The sequence below is a fragment of the Streptomyces sp. DvalAA-14 genome, from assembly GCF_900091855.1.
GTDB lineage: Bacteria > Actinomycetota > Actinomycetes > Streptomycetales > Streptomycetaceae > Actinacidiphila.
On the sequence record NZ_FMCH01000320.1, the window covers coordinates 1 to 20283 of the forward strand.

General features: G+C 69.7%; 21 protein-coding genes and 1 pseudogene. 19 read left to right on the plus strand and 3 right to left on the minus strand.

Annotated features, from left to right (window positions below):
* From GA0115240_RS36925 to GA0115240_RS16010, 19 genes and pseudogenes are all read left to right on the plus strand, one after another.
* Positions 1-803 (plus strand): hypothetical protein (locus tag GA0115240_RS36925; RefSeq protein WP_202451418.1); only part of this gene is annotated, 803 nt, incomplete at its 5' end.
* Between the two features lie 324 nt (positions 804-1127).
* Positions 1128-1772 carry a hypothetical protein gene (locus GA0115240_RS15925; RefSeq protein ID WP_093737332.1) on the plus strand — a complete coding sequence of 215 codons (645 nt, stop codon included), beginning with the start codon at positions 1128-1130 and terminating at the stop codon, positions 1770-1772.
* Positions 1773-1899: 127 nt separating this feature from the next.
* Positions 1900-2907 carry an ABC transporter ATP-binding protein gene (locus tag GA0115240_RS15930; RefSeq protein ID WP_202451419.1) on the plus strand — a complete coding sequence of 336 codons (1008 nt, stop codon included), beginning with the start codon at positions 1900-1902 and terminating at the stop codon, positions 2905-2907.
* Positions 2900-4099 carry an ABC transporter permease gene (locus GA0115240_RS15935; protein ID WP_093737333.1) on the plus strand — a complete coding sequence of 400 codons (1200 nt, stop codon included), beginning with the start codon at positions 2900-2902 and terminating at the stop codon, positions 4097-4099. The genes GA0115240_RS15930 and GA0115240_RS15935 overlap by 8 nt, the downstream gene beginning before the upstream one ends.
* Positions 4092-5255, plus strand: a complete 1164-nt coding sequence (locus GA0115240_RS15940; RefSeq protein WP_093737334.1) for an ABC transporter permease — start codon at positions 4092-4094, stop codon at positions 5253-5255. Before GA0115240_RS15935 ends, GA0115240_RS15940 begins: the two co-directional genes overlap by 8 nt.
* Positions 5252-5803: a hypothetical protein gene (locus tag GA0115240_RS15945; RefSeq protein WP_093737335.1), complete on the plus strand. Its 552-nt coding sequence runs from the start codon at positions 5252-5254 to the stop codon at positions 5801-5803. The genes GA0115240_RS15940 and GA0115240_RS15945 overlap by 4 nt, the downstream gene beginning before the upstream one ends.
* A gap of 26 nt (positions 5804-5829) precedes the next feature.
* Entirely contained in the window at positions 5830-6318 is a 489-nt protein-coding gene (locus GA0115240_RS15950; protein WP_093737336.1) for a 4'-phosphopantetheinyl transferase superfamily protein, read from the plus strand.
* Positions 6319-6320: 2 nt separating this feature from the next.
* The gene (locus tag GA0115240_RS15955) at positions 6321-7268 is read left to right on the plus strand and encodes an ACP S-malonyltransferase (RefSeq protein WP_256069830.1); all 948 of its coding nucleotides are present in this window, start codon (positions 6321-6323) and stop codon (positions 7266-7268) included.
* Entirely contained in the window at positions 7268-8065 is a 798-nt protein-coding gene (fabG, locus tag GA0115240_RS15960) for a 3-oxoacyl-ACP reductase FabG (protein ID WP_093737338.1), read from the plus strand. Before GA0115240_RS15955 ends, fabG begins: the two co-directional genes overlap by 1 nt.
* 65 nt (positions 8066-8130) lie before the next feature.
* Positions 8131-8412: an acyl carrier protein gene (locus GA0115240_RS15965; protein ID WP_093737339.1), complete on the plus strand. Its 282-nt coding sequence runs from the start codon at positions 8131-8133 to the stop codon at positions 8410-8412.
* A 64-nt stretch (positions 8413-8476) separates the two neighbouring features.
* A complete protein-coding gene (gene fabZ, locus GA0115240_RS15970) occupies positions 8477-8920 on the plus strand; it encodes a 3-hydroxyacyl-ACP dehydratase FabZ (RefSeq protein WP_161302249.1) in 444 nt (147 codons plus the stop codon).
* A 28-nt stretch (positions 8921-8948) separates the two neighbouring features.
* Positions 8949-10040 carry an aminomethyltransferase family protein gene (locus GA0115240_RS15975; protein WP_093737341.1) on the plus strand — a complete coding sequence of 364 codons (1092 nt, stop codon included), beginning with the start codon at positions 8949-8951 and terminating at the stop codon, positions 10038-10040.
* Positions 10041-10089: 49 nt separating this feature from the next.
* Positions 10090-12468, plus strand: coding sequence for a beta-ketoacyl-[acyl-carrier-protein] synthase family protein (locus GA0115240_RS15980; RefSeq protein WP_093737342.1), 2379 nt, complete (start codon positions 10090-10092; stop codon positions 12466-12468).
* The gene (locus GA0115240_RS15985; RefSeq protein ID WP_093737343.1) at positions 12465-12839 is read left to right on the plus strand and encodes a hypothetical protein; all 375 of its coding nucleotides are present in this window, start codon (positions 12465-12467) and stop codon (positions 12837-12839) included. The genes GA0115240_RS15980 and GA0115240_RS15985 overlap by 4 nt, the downstream gene beginning before the upstream one ends.
* Positions 12836-13804 (plus strand): quinone oxidoreductase family protein, encoded by a 969-nt coding sequence (locus tag GA0115240_RS15990; protein WP_141708854.1) that lies wholly within the window; start codon positions 12836-12838, stop codon positions 13802-13804. The genes GA0115240_RS15985 and GA0115240_RS15990 overlap by 4 nt, the downstream gene beginning before the upstream one ends.
* A complete protein-coding gene (locus GA0115240_RS15995) occupies positions 13801-14406 on the plus strand; it encodes an FAD-dependent monooxygenase (protein ID WP_093737345.1) in 606 nt (201 codons plus the stop codon). Before GA0115240_RS15990 ends, GA0115240_RS15995 begins: the two co-directional genes overlap by 4 nt.
* A complete protein-coding gene (locus GA0115240_RS16000) occupies positions 14403-15476 on the plus strand; it encodes an FAD-dependent monooxygenase (protein WP_161302252.1) in 1074 nt (357 codons plus the stop codon). Before GA0115240_RS15995 ends, GA0115240_RS16000 begins: the two co-directional genes overlap by 4 nt.
* Positions 15477-15487: 11 nt before the next feature.
* A complete protein-coding gene (locus tag GA0115240_RS16005; protein ID WP_161302254.1) occupies positions 15488-15982 on the plus strand; it encodes a DUF1707 SHOCT-like domain-containing protein in 495 nt (164 codons plus the stop codon).
* A 127-nt stretch (positions 15983-16109) separates the two neighbouring features.
* Positions 16110-17485, plus strand: a pseudogene (locus GA0115240_RS16010) (IS1380 family transposase).
* Positions 17486-17643: 158 nt separating this feature from the next.
* Here GA0115240_RS16010 and GA0115240_RS16015 read toward each other — a convergent pair.
* From GA0115240_RS16015 to GA0115240_RS16025, 3 genes are all read right to left on the minus strand, one after another.
* Positions 17644-18621, minus strand: coding sequence for a DNRLRE domain-containing protein (locus GA0115240_RS16015; RefSeq protein ID WP_093737348.1), 978 nt, complete (start codon positions 18619-18621; stop codon positions 17644-17646).
* Between the two features lie 95 nt (positions 18622-18716).
* Entirely contained in the window at positions 18717-19583 is an 867-nt protein-coding gene (locus GA0115240_RS16020; RefSeq protein ID WP_093737349.1) for a SigB/SigF/SigG family RNA polymerase sigma factor, read from the minus strand.
* A gap of 195 nt (positions 19584-19778) precedes the next feature.
* Positions 19779-20213 carry an Hsp20/alpha crystallin family protein gene (locus GA0115240_RS16025; protein WP_093737350.1) on the minus strand — a complete coding sequence of 145 codons (435 nt, stop codon included), beginning with the start codon at positions 20211-20213 and terminating at the stop codon, positions 19779-19781.
* Positions 20214-20283: the final 70 nt, after the last annotated feature.

Genomic DNA, 20283 nt, shown 5'->3' on the forward strand with positions numbered 1-20283 from the left:
CCCTCGGCGACTGCAGCAACCCGCCGACCCTGTTCAACACCCAGGTCCTGCCCACCGCGGGGACCTACACCATCAAGGTGAGCCCCCCGGGGATCGCGACAGGGAGCTTCACCTTCCGGGTGTACGCGGTACCCACTGATCTGAAGACCACGGGCTCGGTCGGCGGTCCACCCGTCACCCTCACCACCACGGCGGTCGGACAGAAGTCGAGCTTCACCTTCAATGTCACGGCCGACCAGCGCGTCTTCTTCAGTTGCGCGACCGACCTGGCCGACGCCGACGGCGGACTCGGTACGTATCTGCTGCTCGACCCGGCGGGCGATCAGGTCAGCTTCGGCCTGTGCGACACACCTCCACTGCTCTTCGACAGCCAGGTGCTGAGCACGCCCGGCACCTACACGATCACCGTGGACCCGCCGGGCATCGCCACCGGGAGCGTGACCGTCCAGGCGTACGCGGTGCCGGACGACGTTACGGCGGCCGCCACGATCGACGGACCGGCGGTCGGTCTGGCGACCCCGGCGGTGGGCCAGAAGGCGAGCGTCACCTTCACCGGCACTGCGGGACAGAACATCTCCGCGGTGGCCACCGGGTCCACGTACGCGGGGGGTGTCTCCGTTCAGCTGATCTCCCCCGACGGCGATTGGCTGTGGGGCGACACCGTCTACGGCGCCGACGCGGTGACAGACACCGCAGAACTGCCGTCGACCGGCACGTACACGATTCTGATCAGCCCGGCGGGGATCGACACCGGCGGTATCAGCTATCAGCTGAGCACGGCGGCGGCGGAAGTCGGCGCCTGAAAGACGGCTGTCGGCCGCCCTTTTCGGGGCGGCCGGCAGCCGTGTGTGTTCCCGTCCCTATTCGCAGGCGAATTCGGCCCGCATACATCCCATTTATGCCCGGCAGAAATAGCACTCAAGTATTCCGCTTAACCTGTGAATTGCACATCCATTGACACTCGAGCACCACAATGTAAGGATAGATTTGCGAGAGCAGGTCATCTCGCACACAAATCCACTATCAGGGGGATCAAGCCTGGTTATCCAAATTTGGAGCAAGACGGAGAAACGATCCATCCGGGGTTTCCGGTTAATAAGGTTCAATCTTCGATCAGGAGCTCAAAAATGAAGAAGAAGACTCTGCTCGGAACGCTGGCCGTGCCGACCGCCGCCGCGGTGTTCGGAATTGTCAGTGTGCTCACCACGGCCGGCCCGGCGTCCGCCGCGACGACCACGCCGTTCTCGCTGGACTGCCAGTCCGAGCTGAACTCGACGCAGTTCACCCTCACCGACAGCATGACCAGCACCGCGCCCACCTCGGTGGCCGCCGGTGCGACGTTCGCCGCGAGCGGCTCGGCGGCGTCGCTGACGGTGCCGGCGTCGATCGGCGGCCTCCAGGTCCAGGAGGCGGGCGATCTCACGCTGCAGATCCAGGTGAACAACGCGACCATCCTCAACCAGACGCTGTCCGGCGGCACCAATCTGGGCACCGGCACTCCGTCGATCACCAGGAGCGGGAACGTCGTCACCCTGACGATCCCCGGTCCGCTGGCGGGCGGCAGCCTCGTCAAGGTCCCGACCATCAACTTCACGTTGAAGGCGGGAGCCAGCGGGGGCGTCGTCAGCACCCAGATCGTCGGCAGCAGCTACGACGACCCGGGTCTGAACGTGACGAGCCAGATCACCCAGGACGACGCGACGGTCACCTCGTCCCCCGCGGCCTGTTTCGCCACGGACAGTCCGCTGCTGTCCAGCACGCACATCAACTGATTCACCCGCTCCGGGTCCGGTGCGGGCGCCTGTCCGGCTCGCACCGGGCCCGGGGCGAAGTGCGGCCCAACCGGCCGTCAAGAGGCCGACGCCCGGCCGACAACGCGTTCCCGACCGAAGGGCATGGATGATGGACCTGGTTTCCGCGGTTGTGCCTGCGGAACCACCGGCGCATCCCAAGGACGGCCTCACCGAGCCCGTCCTGAGGATCGCCGATGTGGTGAAGTCCTACGCGGGACGCACCGTCGTGCACGGTGTGAGCATCGAGATCAGCGCCGGCGAGTGCTTCGGCCTCCTGGGGCCGAACGGCGCCGGTAAGACGACGACCATCCTCACCGCCTGCGGCCTGCTCGGCCCGGACTCGGGCGAGGTGACCCTGGGCGCCGAGCGCCTGCCGGTGGCGCTGGCCGCGGCGCGCCGCCAGATCGGCTATGTGCCCCAGGACATCGCGCTCTACGACGACCTTTCCGGGCGGGAGAACCTTATTTTCTTCGGAAATCTCTACGGGCTGCGCCGGGCAGCGCTCCGGAAGCGCATCGACGAGGCACTGGATTTCGTCGGTCTCGGCGACCGCGGAAAAGACAGGGTCGGGACGTATTCGGGGGGGATGAAAAGGCGGCTCAATATCGCTGCCGCACTGCTGCACGAACCGGCCGTGCTGATTCTGGACGAGCCCACGGTTGGCGTCGATCCGCAGAGCCGAAATGCGATTCTCGAGGGCCTGCACGAGCTCCGTGTCTCAGGAATTGCCATCCTGTACACAAGCCATTACATGGACGAAATCGAACGGATCTGCAATCGCATCGGCATCATGGACGAAGGCAGGATCCTCGCCGAAGGCACGCGCGAACAACTGATGAAGACGCTGGGCGCGGAGGTCGAGCGGGTCCGGCTGTCCTGCCGGGGCGACGCGAGCCGGGCCGCGGCCCACCTGACGGCGCTCAGCTGCGTGGTCGGAGTCGAAGTGGTGGACGGCGCCTTGGAGGTGGCCGTCCGCGGTGCGGCCGGCTCACTGCCTGAGGTGCTGACCGCGCTCGCCCGGGACGGTGTGGACGTCACCGCGCTCTCTGTTGACACACCGGACCTGGAAAGTGTGTTCCTGCATCTGACCGGCAAGGCGCTGCGGGATGTCTAGGGCGCCGGTTTTCCGGGCGGTCTTCCGGAAGGAATTGCGGCACGGCTGGCGGGACCGCTCCGTCCTGATCCTGGTCTTCCTGGTGCCGCTGCTCCTGGCCGGCATCACCACCCTGGCCTTCAGCCGGATCGGCTCGGCCGGCGCGACGACGCTGGGAACAGTCGACAACGACCACGGCCGGGTGGCGGGGATATTCCTCGAAGACGTTGTGCCGGGGCTGCGGGTCGGCGGCAAGCCGCTGGTGAAGACCGTCTCGTTCGCGACCGAGGCCGAGGCGAAAGCCGCCACCAAGAACGGCAGGATCGCCGCGGCGATCATTCTCCCGGCGGGGCTGACCGCGAAGGTCAACTCGGGCAACGACGCGCGCCTGACCCTGATCACCGGCGCCGACAGCTCGCTCGGCACCCCTGTCGCGCAGGCGATGGTGCACGGGTTCAGCGCGCAGATCGCCGCGAACCGCCTGTCGTTCGAAGTCGCGTCGACCGGCCCGGGGGGGCAGCCGCCGTCCGAGCGGCTGCGTACGGCGGCAGCCGACCTGCGCAGTCCGGTCACCGTCGACAACGACTTCACCGGGGCACGGACCCTGTCGCCCGCGAGTTACTTCGCGCCGTCCATGGTGATCCTGGCGCTGTTCTTCTGCGGGCAGATCGCGGCCCGCGGGCTGCTCGGCGAGCGGAAGCGGCGCACCCTCGCGCGGATGGTGCTCTCGTCGGCGCCGGCCTGGCGGGTGCTGATGGCCCGGTACACCGCCTCACTCGTGGTCGGCCTGGCCGGGGCCGCGGTGGTGCTCGGGGTGTTCGGTCTGTTCGGCGCCTCCTTCGGCAGCACCCCCGTGCTGGTCCTGCTGGTGCTCGTCACGGGAGCGGCGATGATCAGCGTCTCCTCACTGGTGGTGCTGATCGCCACGACCGAGGAGCAGGCCGGCAACCTGGGCACGGTGATGGCCTTCGTACTCGCCATCCTCGGCGGCAACTTCGTTCCCCCTTCGCAGAGTTCGCAGATCCTTCGGCAGCTCGCGCTGTTCACCCCCAACGGCTGGGCGGTTCGGGCGTTCACCGACCTCTCGGTGGCGGCGAAGGATCCCCTCACGGTGGTGGCGCCGTCCCTGCTGGTGCTCATCGGGTTCACCGTGGTGGCCGGTGTGCCCTCCGTGCTCCTCTCCCGACGGATGCTGAGGTCCTCCCATGCCTAGGATCTGGGTGATCGCGGCCAACAACCTGCTGCGTCTGGTCCGCCAGCCGATCATCCTGTTCACCACGCTGGTGCTTCCCTTCGCCATCATCACGATCGTCGGCCTGGTGCTGGGCAACGACCCCGGGAGGCTCACCATCGGCGTGGTCGCCCACGGCTCCAACTCCTACGAACAGGGGCTGGTCCACGACATCCAGTCGTCGTCGGCCCTGCACACCGTGCGCTACTCCAGCGACGCGGACCTCGAAACCGCGGTGCGCAGAGGGCAGGTCGGGGCGGGTCTGGTGGTGCCCGCGAACTTCGGTCCCGGGCTGGACGCGGGGACCCCGGTGCGGCTGCGCTTCCTCACGACTCCGGACCAGAGCCAGGCGACGACCATCCGGACAGTGGTCAACTCGATCCTGGACGAGCAGATTGCGCCGGTGCAGGCCGGTATCTTCTCGCACCGGACGACCGGCCGGGAGGTCCGCGCCGAGACCGCCCGCGCACGCCGGCTGTCGGTAGGTGTCGAACTCCCGCCGATCACGGGGGTGTCGGTCGCCAAGCCGAGTGCGATGCGCCTGGGCGTCGACTACACCGGGCCGTCCAACCTCACCCTGTTCGTGATCCTGACCTCGATGACCTCCTCGGCCGCGCTGGTCGAGAGCCGAGTGACCGGCATCACCAGGCGCGTCCTGACCATGCCGATGTCCCGCTGGACCCTGCTCGCAGGCGAACTGCTCGCCAGGCTTCTCATCTCGCTCGCGCAGGCGGCCGTGATCCTGGTGTTCTGCTCGGCCGTGTTCAAGGTCCGGTGGGGTGACCCGCTGGGCGTCGGCGCCCTCACCCTCGCACTGTGCGCCTTCGGTGCCGCGTTGGGGATGCTGGTGGGTTTCGCCGCCAGGACCACCGCGCAGGCGATCGCCTTCGGACCGCCCGTCGGGGTGGCGCTGGGCATGCTCGGAGGCTGCATGTGGCCGCTCAATATCGTCGGTGGAGTCATGCGCACCATCGGGCACTTCACCCCGAACGCCTGGGCGATGGACGGCTATGTCTCTTTGATCAACACGAGCGGGGGCATCGGCGACGTGCTCCGGCCGATCGGCGTCATCGCGGCGATGACCGCGGCCCTACTCGTCGCCGCGGCGGCGATCATCCGAAGGAGAAGCCTCGTATGACCCTTCCCGTGCACGTGGTTGCGGTGCCGGACGCCGCTGAGACCACCGACGGCGCACCCGACGAGACACTCCAGTACCTGGCCGCGTACCTGGCCCTGCTCGACGAGATCGTCGGCGACTCGGCGGACAACGAGGAGATGCTGGCCCGGCTGCGGGCGACCCCGGAGGGAGTGGCCGGCGCGCTGGAACTGGTGACGACAGGCATCCCGGCCGCGTTCCGGCCGGAGAAGGCCGAGGGTGAGACGGGCAGGGTGCTCTTCGTCATCGACACCGACACCGAACAGATACGCCTGTGCTTCGAGTTCCTGCCGGACCGGTGCGAAGCCGTACCGATCACGGACGAGTTCGCCACGACCGTCCGCATTGGGGTTGCCGACTTCCTGAAGATCGCGTTCAAGTACCTCGACGGGAACGACGCGTACCTCAACGGCCTTACCGAGGTGACCGGCGATGTCTTCATCGCGACCAACCTCGACCAGTGGTTCGACCGACCCAGCACGGACATGGCCGACATGATCTCGAGCATGACGGCGGACAGCGGGTTCTAGGGCAATAAGGCCAGGGGAGAAGCACTATGGACACAGTGAGGCGGTCCGGGGCCGGTGACCCGTTCTCCCGGATCGGTATCGATGTGGTCGACCTCCACCGCATAGACCGGATCGTTCGGGACTTCGGCGGCTCCGCGGCGGATGTGCTGCTGGACGCTCACGAGGTGGAGAGCTCGGCGGACCTGGGGCACGCCGAACTGGTCCGCGTCGTCGGCGCGGCGCTGGGCACCAAGGAAGCGTGGGTGAAGGCGCGACTGCGCCGGCCGGCCGGGTGGCGGTTCCCGGACGCCTGTTTCGTCCCCCGGCCGGATCAGGAGCGCTCCCCTTCCGAGCCGGCGTTCCGGGCGGTGCTGGACCGGTTCCGGGCCGATCTCGCCATCGACTCGGTGATGGACGGCGTCGTCCGGGACGGCGGCGCCGCTGTGGATCCGGCCGGGGATACTGCCGCCGAGAGTCCCGGGCACGCGTGGTACGGCGTCCTTGACCGGTGGCTGGTATCGGCGGTGATCCTGTGACCGTGCTGCTGTTCCCCGGGCAAGGGACGCAACGGACAGGCATGGGCCAGGCACTGTTCCATGGCTTCGATGAGGCGGCGGCCACTCTTGCCGGGGCCGCGGCGATCACCGGGCGGGATCTCGGTGCCCTGATGCGCCGCGGCCCGAGCAGCGTGCTCACCCGGACCGGTTCCGCGCAGGTCGCGGTCACCACCGTGAGCCTGGCGGCGCTGGCCGTACTCCGCGCGCGGGCGGTGGCGTACGACGCCGTCGCCGGACACAGCGTAGGGATGCTGGCGGCACTGGCAGCCGCCGATGTGCTGGACCCCGCCGACGCGATTGCGCTGGCCGCACGGCGCGGCACGATCATGGACGCGTTGCCGCTGGGCGGCTCGATGGTCAGCGTGGCCGGGCTGGCGTCGCCGATCGCGGTCGACGTGGTCCGGATGGTACGGCGGCGGACCGGCTCGGCGGTCGTGGTGGGGCTGGTCAACGGCCCCCAGAACGTGGTCGTGAGCGGCGAGGAGGCCGGCGTGGCGGAAGCGGTCAGGGCGCTGCACGAGGCGGGTTCGTCGTCAGCCGTCCCGCTGACGGTCAGTCACGCCTTCCACTCGCCGCTGATGTCCGGCGCCCGGCCGGCCTGGCAGGACGTGGTCGCGGCCCAGCCGCTGCGGAACGCGAGGATCCCGGTGCTGGCGGACAGCACCGGGGAGCCGCTGATCAGTCAGCGAGCCATCAGGGAGTTCCTGGTGGAGCAGCTGACCAGTCCGGTGCGATGGGACCTGGTCTGCCGGCACCTCTGCGCATCGGGCGAACGGGAGGCGATCGAGATGGGCGACAGCAAGGCGCTCCGGTCCCTCGGGCTGCCCTACGAACAGCTGCGAGTGACCACGATGGCCGCTCCGCAGTTTCTCGCGTCGCTGCGCGATCCGGGTCGGACGCCCCTGCGACTGGCCGGGAGAACCATCTGATGACAGCGGATGCCCAACAAGCCCAAGGCGCCCAGCGAACCGAACCAGCCGAACCAGCCGAACGACCGGTCGCGCTGGTCACCGGGGGTTCGCGCGGTATAGGCGCGGCGGTGGCCAAACGCCTGGCCCGCGATGGCATGTACGTGCTCGTCAACTACCGGTCCCGGGTGAAGGAGGCCACCGCCGTCGTCGAGGAGATCCGGGCGGCCGGCGGCGTCGCGGAGGCCGCTCGGGCGGATGTGAGCCAGGAGGACCAGACCCGCGAGATGTTCCGGCAGCTGCGGCGGTCCCACGGCCGGCTGGACGTGCTGGTGAACAACGCCGGGCTCACGGACGACGGATTCGTCGTGTTGATGAGCGACCGCAAGTGGCGGTCGGTGATCGACACGGACCTGACCGGGGCGTTCCACTGCGCCCGGGACGGCGTACGGATGATGCTGGCAGCAGGGCGCGGCACCGTGGTCAACGTGTCGAGCGTGTCCGGACTGGCCGGCCCTTCGGGGCAGGCCAACTACGCCGCCGCCAAAGCCGGACTCATCGCGCTGACCAAGAGCCTGGCCACCGAGGTGGCCGATCGCGGAGTCCGGGTCAACACCGTCGTACCCGGGTTCGTCGACAGCGACATGCTGCGCAAGATGCCGCCCGAGACCCTCGCCGACCAACTGCGTCAGGTGCCCATGCGCCGGGTCGGCACCTGTGACGAGGTCGCCGCCGCGGTGGCATGGCTGGCAGGGCCCGAGTCGTCTTATGTTACCGGCTCGACCCTGGTCGTCGACGGCGGGCTCATCCGGCACTGACGCCCCGGTTCCTGGGAGCCGGTCGTCGCGGAACGCATTACAGGAGCGGGAGAGGGAGGAACGTCATGTCGACGCCTGAGGACATGCGGTTGCGGGTGAAGGAACAGCAGGATCTGTGCAGACGGATCAGGGAGATGCTGGTGGCACGGTTGGACCTGCCCTTCGATGTGGACTGGATCACCGATGACCAACCCCTTTTCGGCCGGGGACTGGAACTCGACAGTGTTGACGCACTGGAGATCTCGATCGGTGTGAACGCGCTGTTCGGGGCGTCACTCGAGGATGACGACCGGGAGGCCTTCGGGTCGGTCGCGAAGCTCGCGGAGCGCATCAGTGACCAGCTCTGAGACGCGCTTGACGGTCCGGCGGCCGGCCCGCGCCGCGCGAGTGGGAGGGCGGGCCCTTCCGCTCATGGCCGCGGACCTGGACGAGATCCTGCCGCATCGCTTCCCGTTCGCCCTGCTCGACCGGGTCGACGAGCTCGACGCAGGGCTGCGTGCCGCCGGCACACTGCTGGTGTCCCGCAACGCCCCTTTCCTGGCGGGCCATTTCCCGGGCCGCCCGGTACTGCCGGGCGTGCTGCTCGTCGAGGCGATGGCTCAGCTGTCCGGGGTCGTGCTGTGGAGCGCGGAGCCGACCGGTACTGACGCTCCGTCAGCACCGGTCGGGGGGCTGGGAGTGCTGGCTGCCGTGAAGAGGCTGCGCTTCCGCCGGATCATCGTGCCGGGGGAGGTGGTGCGGATCGACACCGAGCTGACCGCGCGGCTCGGCGGTGTCAGTGAGTTCAAGGTGAGCGCGCGGGTGGGGCGGGCCCTCGCCGCGGACGGGGCCCTGGACATCGGGTTCCACGACTGATGAGACGGCGAATCGCAGGGAGACCGGTATGAGCAGGGTAATGATCGAGCACCTCGGCAGTATCCCGGAGATGGCGACCGTGTCCGGCACCGAGGTGGTGTGGCGGATCGGTGAGTACGAGGCGGAGTACGCCGCTCTGCGCGACGGCGTCGGACTCGTGGACGCCAGCGGCGACGGGCCGGTCCGGATCTCCGGCGCCGACGCGGCTGACGTACTGAACCGGACCGTCACCCGCGACGTGGAGTTCCTCGTACCCGACCGGGTGCAGACCTCCCTGGTGCTTTCGGAGGACGGCCGGCCGCTCGACGTGGTCACCGTGCTCGCGGTCGTCGACGGCGAGTACCTGGTCCACTGCGGACCCGGGCGGAGCGCAGTGGTGGAGCAGGCGCTGCGCGCGGTGGCCGGCGCCCCCGGGGAGACCGACGCCGTGATCGAGAACCTGCGTTCCACGATGTCGGTGTTCGCGGTCGAGGGCCCGGCGGCCTGGCGCGTGGTCGACGAGGTGCTCGGCGAGGACTATGTGTCACTGGCCTACGAGAGCCTCCTGCCGGCGGGGATCGGCGACACCGAGATACTCGTCGCGCGCATCGGCGTCACCGGCGAGTACGGCTACACCTTCTTCGTCCCGAACGAGTTCGCCGCCGACCTGTGGCGAGCGCTGGCCGCGCACAGCGTTCCGGTCGGCCGGCGCGCGCTGGAGACGGCGATGCTGGAGGTACGGCAGCCGGTCCTGCACCGCGAGGTGGGCCCGGAGGACACGGTGGTGTCCGCCGGGCTGAACTGGTTGGTGGACTTGTCCAAGGCTGATTTCGTCGGCCGGGACGCCGTGGTCGCCCAACAGGTGTCCGGTGCGGTCAGCGTCCCCATCGGGTTCGGTGTGGACATGGACACGGGCCGGGTGGAGGTCGGCGACGAATTGTTCGTCGGGTCGGAGTGTGTCGGCCGCGTCGGGCACGTGGTCGATTCGCCGGGCACCGGGGGGCAGTTGGGCCTTGCCGCGGTGCCCCGTCAATGGCAGGCATCGCGGTTGGAGTTCACCACCGGGTCGGGCGCGCTCGTCCGCACCCTCGCGGCCCCCTACGTGGTGCCGACCAGTTGGAGCACTCCTATCGAAGCGTGATCGCCAGAGCCGATTTCCCGGCTGACCAAAGCGTGCAGAAGGGGACTGAATGACTGCGAACCGGGTGGTTGTCACCGGCATCGGCATCCGCTGCGCCGGCGCCGACAGCGCGGCGGAGTTCTGGAAGAACGTGCAGGCGGGGCAGTGCGCGGTCGTCGAGGTGCAGGGTCTTGACATCGGGGACAGCGAGTGTCGCGTCGGCGGCCAGGTCGCGGACCTGGAGTACAGCGGCGTCGGGGAGGCGGGCGACCGGACGCTGCAGCTCCTGCTGGCAGCGGTGACGGAGGCGCTGGCGGACTCGGGTGTCGACCTGGATTCCGCCGACCGCTCCCGCGTCGGGGTGGCCCTCGGCCAGTGCCAGCCCGGCTTCTACGAGGACGGCTACGCCCAGTTCATCTATGCCAACGCGGACGCGGTGGCGAGGCAGTTGGGTGTCACCGGCCCCAGGATCGTCATCTCTTCGGCCTGCACGGCAGGCGCCGGGGCCCTGGTGCAGGCCGCCGAGCGGATCGCCTGCGGTGACAGCGACATCGTGATCGCGGGCGGCGTGGACCAACTGCTCGGCCCCACCTGGCAGGGCTTCTCGAGCCTAACGGCATTGGGTCCCGAGGGCTGCGAGGCCTACAGCAAGTCCAGCGGCGTGGTCCTCGGGGAGGGCGCCGGCGTCTTCGTGCTGGAATCGCTTGAAAATGCCGAAGCCCGAGGCGCGGAGGTGCTGGCCGAATTGACGGGCTGGGGATCCTCCGCCGACGCCCACCACATCACTGCGGCGGACCCGAGCGGCCGGGGCGCCCAACTCGCCATGAACCGCGCGCTGACACATGCCGGGCTGACCCCCGCGGACATCGACTATGTCTGCGGCCACGGCACCGGCACCCAGTCGAACGATCTGATGGAGATCAAGGCGCTCCGGCTCATCTTCAGGGACCGGGCGCCGCTGGTGCCGCTCAGCAGCATCAAGCCGATGATCGGCCACACCCTCGGCGCGGCCGGCGCGATCGAGGCCGCGGCGACCGTGTACGCACTGCGCGACCAGATGCTGCCGCCGACGATCAACTTCAAGGTGACCGACAAGCCGCCCGAGTTGGACTTCGTGCCGAACACCGCACGGCGGGCGGACATCGATATCGCCATGTCCAACAACTACGCCTTCGGCGGCGATAACAGCTCACTGATCTTCGCCCGCCCCGGCCTCGCCCGGGAACCGCGGGAGCCGAGCACCCGCGAGGTCTGCATCACAGGGGTGGGCGCGGTGGGCGCCATCGGATCCGGTTATGAGCAGTGGCGGACGGCGCTGCTGGAAGGCCGTACCGGCATCGGTCCGATCACGAGCTTCGACGGCACCGGTCTGCGGGCCCATTCCATCGGCGAACTCCCCGAATTGAGCACGCGCGGTGTGGCCACTCCTGGGGAATGGCGACACCTGGACTCACTCAGCCGGCTCTCGCTCACCGTGGCCAGACAGGCGTGGACCGACGCCGCCTTGCGGCTGACCAGCGCCCAGCGGGGCAACACCGCCGTCATCCTGGCGACGGCGACCGGCCCGTTGCAGGCGATCACCCGGTTCCGGGACAGTCTGCGGAGCGGTGAACCGAGCCCGGTGGTCTTCCCCAACACCGTCTTCACCGCCGCGTCGGGACATGTCTGCAAGGCACTGCGGCTGCGCGGGCCGCGGACCACCTTCAGCTCGGGTTCCGCCGCGGCGGTCCAGGCGATCGAGTACGCGACCAGGCTCGTCGCGCGAGGCGAGGTCGACCATGCCGTCGTGCTCGCAGTGGAAGAGGTGGTCCGACTCCACCTGGCGACCCCGGGCCGGCACAACGACTACCTGACCCCGGGGCTCGGACAGCCGTTCCAGAAGCAGAGCCAGGGCGTCCAACTGGGTTCGGCCGGAGTGGCGTTCGTCATCGAGCCGGTGGCGCAGGCCAGGGAGCGGGGCGCACGCAGCTACGGCAGGGTGCTCGGCTGCGCCGTCGGCGGCGACGCTCTCGGGCCGCGGGCCGGAAGCAGGGTGGACGCCGATCCCCGCGGCATTCAGTGGGAGGCCGTGCTGCGGGGTGCGATGGCGAAAGCCGGCGTCACCCCCGAGGAGATCGGCTATGTGGCCGCCTCGGCCAACGGCGTGCCCGAACTCGACTCCCTGGAGACGGGCCTGCTCTCGCGGGTGTTCGGGCGCGACATCCCCGTCTCCGCTCCCAAGGCGGCCGTGGGGGAGACCCAGGGCGCGGGTGCCGCGGTGGCGATCCTGGCCGGACTCGTTGCACTGGACAGCGGCGTCGTACCGCCCACCGCGGGTCTGACCGATCCGGTCGGACGGGTCCGGGTCCAGCACGTCCTGGATGGCACCGTCGCCATGACCAAGGACGCGGTCCTGGCCAACGCCTTCGCGCTGGGCGGCAGTTACGGCGCGGTCGTGGTCGGCCGATGACCAGCCAGGGGTGGACCGCGCACCAGCGCCCCGTCGCTGCTGTCCCCGCCATCGCGGCCTTCGCCGCCGAGCGCTACGGAGACCGGGTGCTGCCGCCGCTGCCAGCCGACCTGACCCGCTGGGAGCTGGGAAGCCTCGGCGGACGGCGGGCACCGGAACGGCTGGCTGCCATCCTCGCCGCCAAACGGGCCGTGCGGCGGCTCTTCGGCGACCTGGAACCGCGCGACATCGAGATATTGCGGCGGGAGAACTCCGCGCCGCTGCTGCGTATCCGCGGAAGCGCTTCCGGTCTTTCGCTCTCGCTGTCCCACGGCGGCGGTCTCGCGGTGGCGGCGGTACTGGCCCATGGGGAGGCACCGTGCGCGCGATGATCCAGACCGCCATCGGCGGAGTCGAGGTACTGGAGTTGGCGGACGTCGACGAGCCCGCAGTGGAGCGGGGCGGCCTGCTGCTGCGGGCCACCGCGATCGGGATGAACTTCCACGATGTCGAGGCCCGCCGCCGCGGCGATCCCGGGATGGTGCTGCCGGGGATACCAGGTACCGATGTGGTCGGTATCGTGCAGGAGGTCGGCGAGGGCGTCACCGGTTTCGCCCCCGGCGACCGGATCGTGGCGCTGACCCGCTCCGGCGGCTACGCCGAGTACGTCAGCGTCAGGGCACAGACCGCGGTGCGGGTACCCGACGGGGTAAGCGACCAGCTCGCGGCGTGTGCCCCGACAGCCGGACTGAGCGCGTGGTTCCTGCGCCGTGAGTTCCTGGCCCCGGACGCCGAGTCGGTGGTGGCCTACGCGGCGGCGGGCGCGGTGGGGCACTGGCTGGGCGCGCTGCTGCGGGAGCACCCGGGCCGGAAGATCGGCATTGTCTCCTCCCCGGAGAAGGCGGACCAGGCCAAGCGGGCCGGCTACGACATCGTGCTCAACCGGACGGCCGAGCTGGACCTGGTGCGGGCCGTCCGCAGGGCCACCTGGGGCTACGGCACCGATCTGGTCCTCGACGCGGTGGCCGGGCCCCGGTTCGCCGACTCCTTCCGCATGCTGCACCCCGGCGGGACCGTGGTTCTCTACGGCCGGGCCGGCGGCGTTCCGCGACTGGACGAGATGCCGGAGGCCTTCCTCGACGCCCGGCGCAACCTCGGACTGCACACCTGGTTCCTGACCCGAGCGGTCGCCCTGAACGTGAAGGCGATCAACCCCGCCCTCGATGAACTGCTGGCCCTGCTCGCGGCCGGCGCGGTGGAGATGCCGCTACTGGAACTCCAGCTCAGCGAAGCCCCCCACGCACAGCGGCTGATGGAGTCGGGCAGCACTGTCGGCAAGGTGGTGTTCCGCCCGTGACATCCCCGGTTCGCACCCATGACGTGGTGATCGTCGGCGCCGGCCCGGTCGGCTTGGCCCTGCTGCTGGCCCTGCTCCGGGCCGGGGTCGACGCGGTGGCGCTGGACCGTGGCGCCGGCCCGACCACTTATCCGAAGGCCCGCGTGGTCAGCACCCGCTCGATGGAGCTGCTGCGCCGCTGGGGCCTGGCGGAACAGGTGCGCGCCGCGGCCCTTCCAGGGGACTGGACCGAGCGCATCGTGGTCGGCCGCAGCCTTGCCGGCGAGGAACTCTTCCGGGTCGAGTCCGCCCGGGAGCGGGGGCCGTCGGCGCCCAGTCCCGAGTCGCGCGTGCTGTGCACCCAGGACCGCCTGGAGGCGATCCTCGCGGACGAGGCGGCCAGGACGCCGGGCGCGGTGCGGTGGGGGACCGAGGCTCTGGCGGTCGAGGACGGCACACGGTGGGCGGAGGTCGACACGCTCGGCCCGCAGGGGCGCGAGCGGGCGACTGCGCGCGCGCTACGTCGTCCTGGCGGACGGCGAGCCGGGGCCTGGGGGCGGGCACCGCACTGCCCGGGGCCGGCCGGCGGCGCGCTGTCGTCCGGCAGGTCAGCTTCCTGGTGACCGCCGATCTGCGGCCCTGGACCAGGGAGCGGGAGGCCTTCATCACGTATCTGGTGGACTGCGGGCTGTCCGCCCAACTGCTCGTTGTCGACGGGGTGCGGGAGTGGGTCGTCGCCACCGTGGCCGATCGGGCGGACACCGTCGACAGCTACCCGCCGGAGCGGATCCGTGCCGTACTCGCAACCGTGCTCGGAGTTCCCGCCACACATCCGACCGTCGCGACGGCGCGGATCCGCGATGTCAGGCTGTGGTCCATCGCGACCAGGGTCGCCGAACAGTTCGTTCACGGGCGGGTGCTGCGAGCGGGGGACGCGGCGCACGAGATCCCGCCGACCGGCGCCATGGGACTCAATCTCGGGCTGGCCGACGCCGACTCGCTGTCCTGGCGACTGGCCGCGATACTGGCTGGCTGGGGGGACCCGGCCCTGCTGACGGAGTACGACACGGAGCGGCGGACCGTCGCCACCCGTACGGCGCGCTGGGCCCGTGACTGCTTCAACACCGTCGCCAGCCTCATCGGCGGCGCCGTCCGCGGCGATCCAGCGGCGCTCGCCCTGGGCGGCTCGCGCCTGTCGGGCTACCTGGACAGCCCCGGCCTTGAGCTGGGACCGCTGCTGGGGCCGCCACTGCCTGGCGACACGGACGACATGGACGACCCCTCCGTACTGACGGCCGACGGACGACCCGGCAGCCGGGCGCCCCACGTCGGGCTCGGCCCGGAAGGGGGGTCGACGCTGGATCAGTACGGGACCGACCCCGTCCTGCTGCTGCGCACATCGGAGGCCGCCGACCCGACGGTCTCGTCGGGGGCCGAGCTGGCGGCGGCCGTAGGCCTGCGCTGTGGGATCCCGCTGCGGATCCTCCAACTGCCTCCGCACGCCGTCGGCGAGTGGACACGCCGGCACGGTGTCCGCGAGGAGGGAGCGGCGCTGGTGAGGCCGGACGGGTACGTCTCCTGGCGGAGCCGCCAGGGCGGCGGCGGCTGCGGCTGGGACGAACGCGACCTGGAGAGAGCCCTGTTGCAACTGGCCACCCCGCATAATGACGGTGTCCCCCATCTCACGCCATAAGGTGGCCGCCCGTGGACATATCGCCGCAAGATATTCGCGTATCCGACAAGGACCGCCAGCGGGTCGCCGATCTGCTGGCTGAGGCATACGGCGAAGGACGCCTCCAACTCCCCGAATATCAGGAGCGGTTGGACTCCGTGTTCGCGGCGACAGTGGCCCGCGACCTGACCGTGCTCACCCTTGACCTGCCGGCCGCGCAGTCCGTCCCGGCCGCCGCGCCCCTGCGCGTTCGGCGGCGGCCCGGCAGAATGCCCGGCGCCCTGGCTGTCCTGTGGACGCTCTGGCTCATCGGGGTCAGCGTCAACACGGTGGTGTACGGGCTCGTGGTGCTGACCAGCGACGGGGCCGTCTACCCGTGGCCGCTCTGGGTCGCGGGGCCGGCCGGCACGGCCCTCGGCGTGATCACCCTGGTGACCAGGCCGCACTGGCGCAGGAGCCGAACTCGGCGGCTTCCGGTTGTCGATGAGGGGCGCTGTGGCAAGCGAGCATCTGTTCGAAATGATTGAAACTAGCCTCGGGCTTTCACCTGACGGGGCGTCCGAGTCTTGATTAAAAACGCGAGAAGTGCTCCTGACCTGCAACGATAGGGCTTGTCGAGAGTCCTGTAGCTGCGAGGAAAGAAGCACTTCTCAGGTGAACAAGCGTATCGGGTTCTATCCGCCTGTCCGTGTCCAGGGCGACGGCGGCGCGGTGGTCTCGCAGGCCGGTGGGGTGCTGCTGGCCGAGACAGTCCGCAAGACGGGGCTGGACACGGCGATGTCCGCGGCGCTGGCGCCGTGGCGCAAGCCGCGGGCGGTGCACGATCCGGGCAAGGTGCTGCTGGACCTCGCGCTGGCGGTGGCGCTGGGCGGGGACTGCCTGTCGGACATCGCCATGCTGCGGGCCGAACCGGCGGTGTTCGGGTCGGTGGCCTCGGATCCGACGGTCTCGCGGCTGGTCGAGGTCTTGGCCGGGGCCGGTCCCCGTGCGCTGACCGCGATCCGCCGGACCAGAGCCGAAGTCCGCCAGCGGGTCTGGACGTTGGCCGGCGCCGATGCCCCCGACGCGGACGGGAAGGTGATCGTGGACATCGACGGGGTGCTGGTCCTGGCGCATTCCGAGAAGCAGGACGCGACCGCGACGTGGAAGCGTACGTTCGGGCATCATCCGCTGGTCGCGTTCGTCGACCACGGAGCGGCCGGGTCGGGGGAGCCTGTGGCCGCAGTGCTGCGACCGGGGAACGCGGGCAGCAACACCGCGGCCGACCACGTCACCGCCACGAAACTGGCCCTGGCCCAACTGCCCGAGCACTACCGGCGAGGTAGGCGCACCATGATCCGCACCGATTCCGCGGGCGGCACTCACGAGTTCCTCAACTGGCTCACCAAGCCGGGGCGGTGGCTGTGCTACTCGGTCGGGATGACCATCACCGACGCCGTCCACCAGGCCGTGCTGAAGGTTCCGGCATCGGCCTGGACGCCGGCGGTCGAGCCTGACGGGCAGGTCCGCGACGGCGCCCGGGTCGCCGAACTGGCCGGTGACGTCCTGAAGGGCCGGCCTGCGGGTATGCGGCTGATCGTTCGGAAAGAACGGCCGCACCCCGGCGCACAGCTGCGGTTCACCGACGCCGACGGCATGCGCCTGACCTGCTTCGCCACCAACACCACCAGCACCGCAACCGCCGCCCTGGAACTGCGGCACCGCCAACGCGCCCGCGCCGAAGACCGCATCCGTGCCGCCCGCGACACCGGACTGCGCAATCTCCCCCTCCACCACGCCGCGAGGAACCAGCTCTGGCTGGAGATCATCCAGCTCGCCCTGGACCTTCTCGCCTGGATGCCCATGCTCGCCCTGACCGGCACCGCCCACCGCTGGGAACCCAAAAACTCCGCCTCAGACTGTTCTCCGCCGCCGCCCGCCTGGTCACCACCGGCCGCCGACGCATCCTCCGCCTCAACCGTCACTGGCCCTGGGCCAAGACGATCACCAGCGCCTTCACCCGGCTGCAAGCCCTACCCAACCCCGGCTGACCACCCGCAACGACCCACCCCGCCGAGCACACGAACGCCCCCGGGACCGTGGAACCCGGCGCCCATCCGACACGACAGTCGGTCCATCGGCCTGCCCATCTCCACAAACAAACCGGGAACCGCCCAGCAAAAAGCCCCCGTCAACGTCCAACGAGGGCTCATGCAAGATCGAGGTTAATGAGCGTTGCGGTGACCGTATGGCCGCCCTGATTCTTTCCCGTTTCAAGGTTTCCCGACTCGACCTTGTCGCCGGGCTGTATCTTGCCGATCGGTTTGGTGGTGCCGTTGCCCAGGAGAACCGGGGTTTTCGGGTTGAAACTCAGCATGCAGGCCCCGTATTTCGCCGCCAGCTTCGTCAGGTCTTCACTCGCTCCCGCTTCGGCCCCGGGTCCGGTCAGCTGCAGGCTCTGGCCGACTGCTGCCTCGTTCAGGTCGGTGGCGTTGAGGACCAGGTCGCCGTTGGACAGGTTGGGGCTGGCCACCAGGGAGTCGTCCAGCTGGACCGGGCCGTAGGTGGCCCAGGGGATGTTGCCCTGGTCGTGCGGGGTGGGGAAGTAGGTCACCGAGACGGTGGGGTTGGCCGAGGTGCGCTTGAAGGCGTTGGTGTTGGTCTCGGAGTCCATGTGGAGCATGACGGTGAGCATGACGGTGAGCGTGCCGTCGCCGTCGTCGGCGACCGCCTTCGTGACGTCCTCCGTGAAGGGCACGGAGGTCACGCAGCCGCCGTTGGCGTTGGCGCCACCAACCTTCGCGGACGTGTTGTTGTCGCTGAACCGGGCCGGCTGGGCGTTCCAGGTGGTCGCGGAACTGATGTGGTCGACGTTGGTCAGGTCGACCGTGTACAGGTTGGTGCACGACCAGTCCGAGGAGAACACCTCGGTGGCGTTCAGCGTCGCCGACAGTACGTCACCGGTCGTGACGTCCTTTCCGACGTTGAACTGGTAGTACGCCCGCTCGATCCCCGTGGTGCTCTGGAGGCCCTGGAAGCCGACGCCGAGCTGGGCGCCCGCCTCGTTCCAGTGCGACGTGGTCGGATACGCCTGCTGCACGTACGTGAACGCCGGACTCGACTCCGTCACCGGCTCCCACGCCGGATCGACGTAGACCGGGAAGCGGGTGGACGACGAGGCCAGCATCGCGGCATCGAGCCGACCGGAGGAGTCAGCGTCGGGAGGCGCGGCCCGGCGGAGCCGGGTGCCGCGAGGGTGGGGAACTACTGCTCTGCCGGGGATCAGTGTTCGGTGAGCATTCCGGCGCGGAGTTTGGCGAGCAGGCGGTTCAGCAGCCGGGAGACGTGCATCTGGGAGCAGCCGAGTTCGGCGCCGATTTCGGCCTGGGTCATCTCCTGTCCGTAGCGCATCTGCAGGAGACGAACTTCGCGGTCGTCCAACCCGGCCAGGAGCGGGGCGAGGGCGTGGAAGTCCTCGACGAGTTCCATGGCGGGGTCTTTGGCGCCGATGATGTCGGCGTAGGAGCGCCCGTCGTCTTCCTCGGTGTCGCCGGGGGGCAGGTCGATGGACTCGGCGCTGTAGCCGTTGGCGGCGATGAGGCCCTCGATGACCTCTTCCTCGCTGATCTCCAGGTACGCGGCGAGTTCCGCGACGGTGGGCGGGCTGTCCAGGAGGGCGGTGAGATGGTCGCGGGCCTTGGCCAGCTCCAACCGCAGCTCCTGCAGCCGCCGGGGGACGTGCACCGCCCAGGAGGTGTCACGGAAGAAGCGCTTCATCTCGCCGACGATGTAGGGGACGGCGAAAGTGGTGAACTCGACCTCCCGGCTCAGGTCGAACCGGTCGATGGCCTTGATCAGGCCGACGGTGCCGACCTGGAGGATGTCCTCCATCTCCTCCGGGCTGCGGCCGCGGAAGCGGCGGGCTGCGAAGCGGACCAGCGACATGTTCATCTCGATCAGGGTGCCGCGCGCGTAGGAGTACTCCCGCGTGCCCTCTTCGAGACTCCGCAGCCGGTCGAAGAACAGCTTCGACAGCTCCCGTGCGTCGCCCGGGGCGACCTTGCCCGCATCCTCGATCCACGGCAGGTCCGCGATCTCCGCCCGCGCGGGCCGGAGGGACGCTGCTGCGAACTGCTGGCCGGATGTCATCACGTCAACTCCTCGACTTCTAGGACCCGCCTGGCCCAGTAGTGCCCGGCATCGCCGGGTTCATACATCCGCGTGTCCGGTATGAACGGCCCCGCTCAGGGCCGCTCCGCCCTGCCGGGCGCGAGCGCCGGGCGCACAGGTCGCGACGCGAGGGGGTTCGCGCAGGTCGGTCCTGTGCGCCCGGTGGTCGGGTGTTCAGCCGCTGATCTGCTGGCGACCGGCACCGGCGCCGATGGTGACCTTGCGGGGCTTGGCGCGCTCGGCGATCGGGATGCGCAGGGTCAGGACACCGGCTTCGTAGTCGGCGCTGATGCGCTCGGTGTCCAGGGTGTCGGCCAGCACCAGCTGACGGGAGAACACACCGAGCGGGCGCTCGGCCAGTTCCATCTGCGTGTCATCGCCCCTGGCGGCCGGGCGGCGCTCCGCCCTGACGGTCAGCATGTTCCGCTCGACGTCGATGTCGATCGCGTCGCTGCTGACGCCGGGCAGGTCGAGGGCGATCACATATTCGTCGTCCTCCCGGTAGGCGTCCATCGGCATCGCCGAAGGCCGCCTGGAGGTGCCGGTCACGCCCTGCAGCTGCTGGGTGAGCCGGTCGAGCTCGCGGAACGGGTCGGTGCGCATCAACATCGCGAAACACCTCCGGTCGGTCCGGGCAGAAAGTGCCCATGCGCTTCACCTGCAACCGTTGTAGCATGTC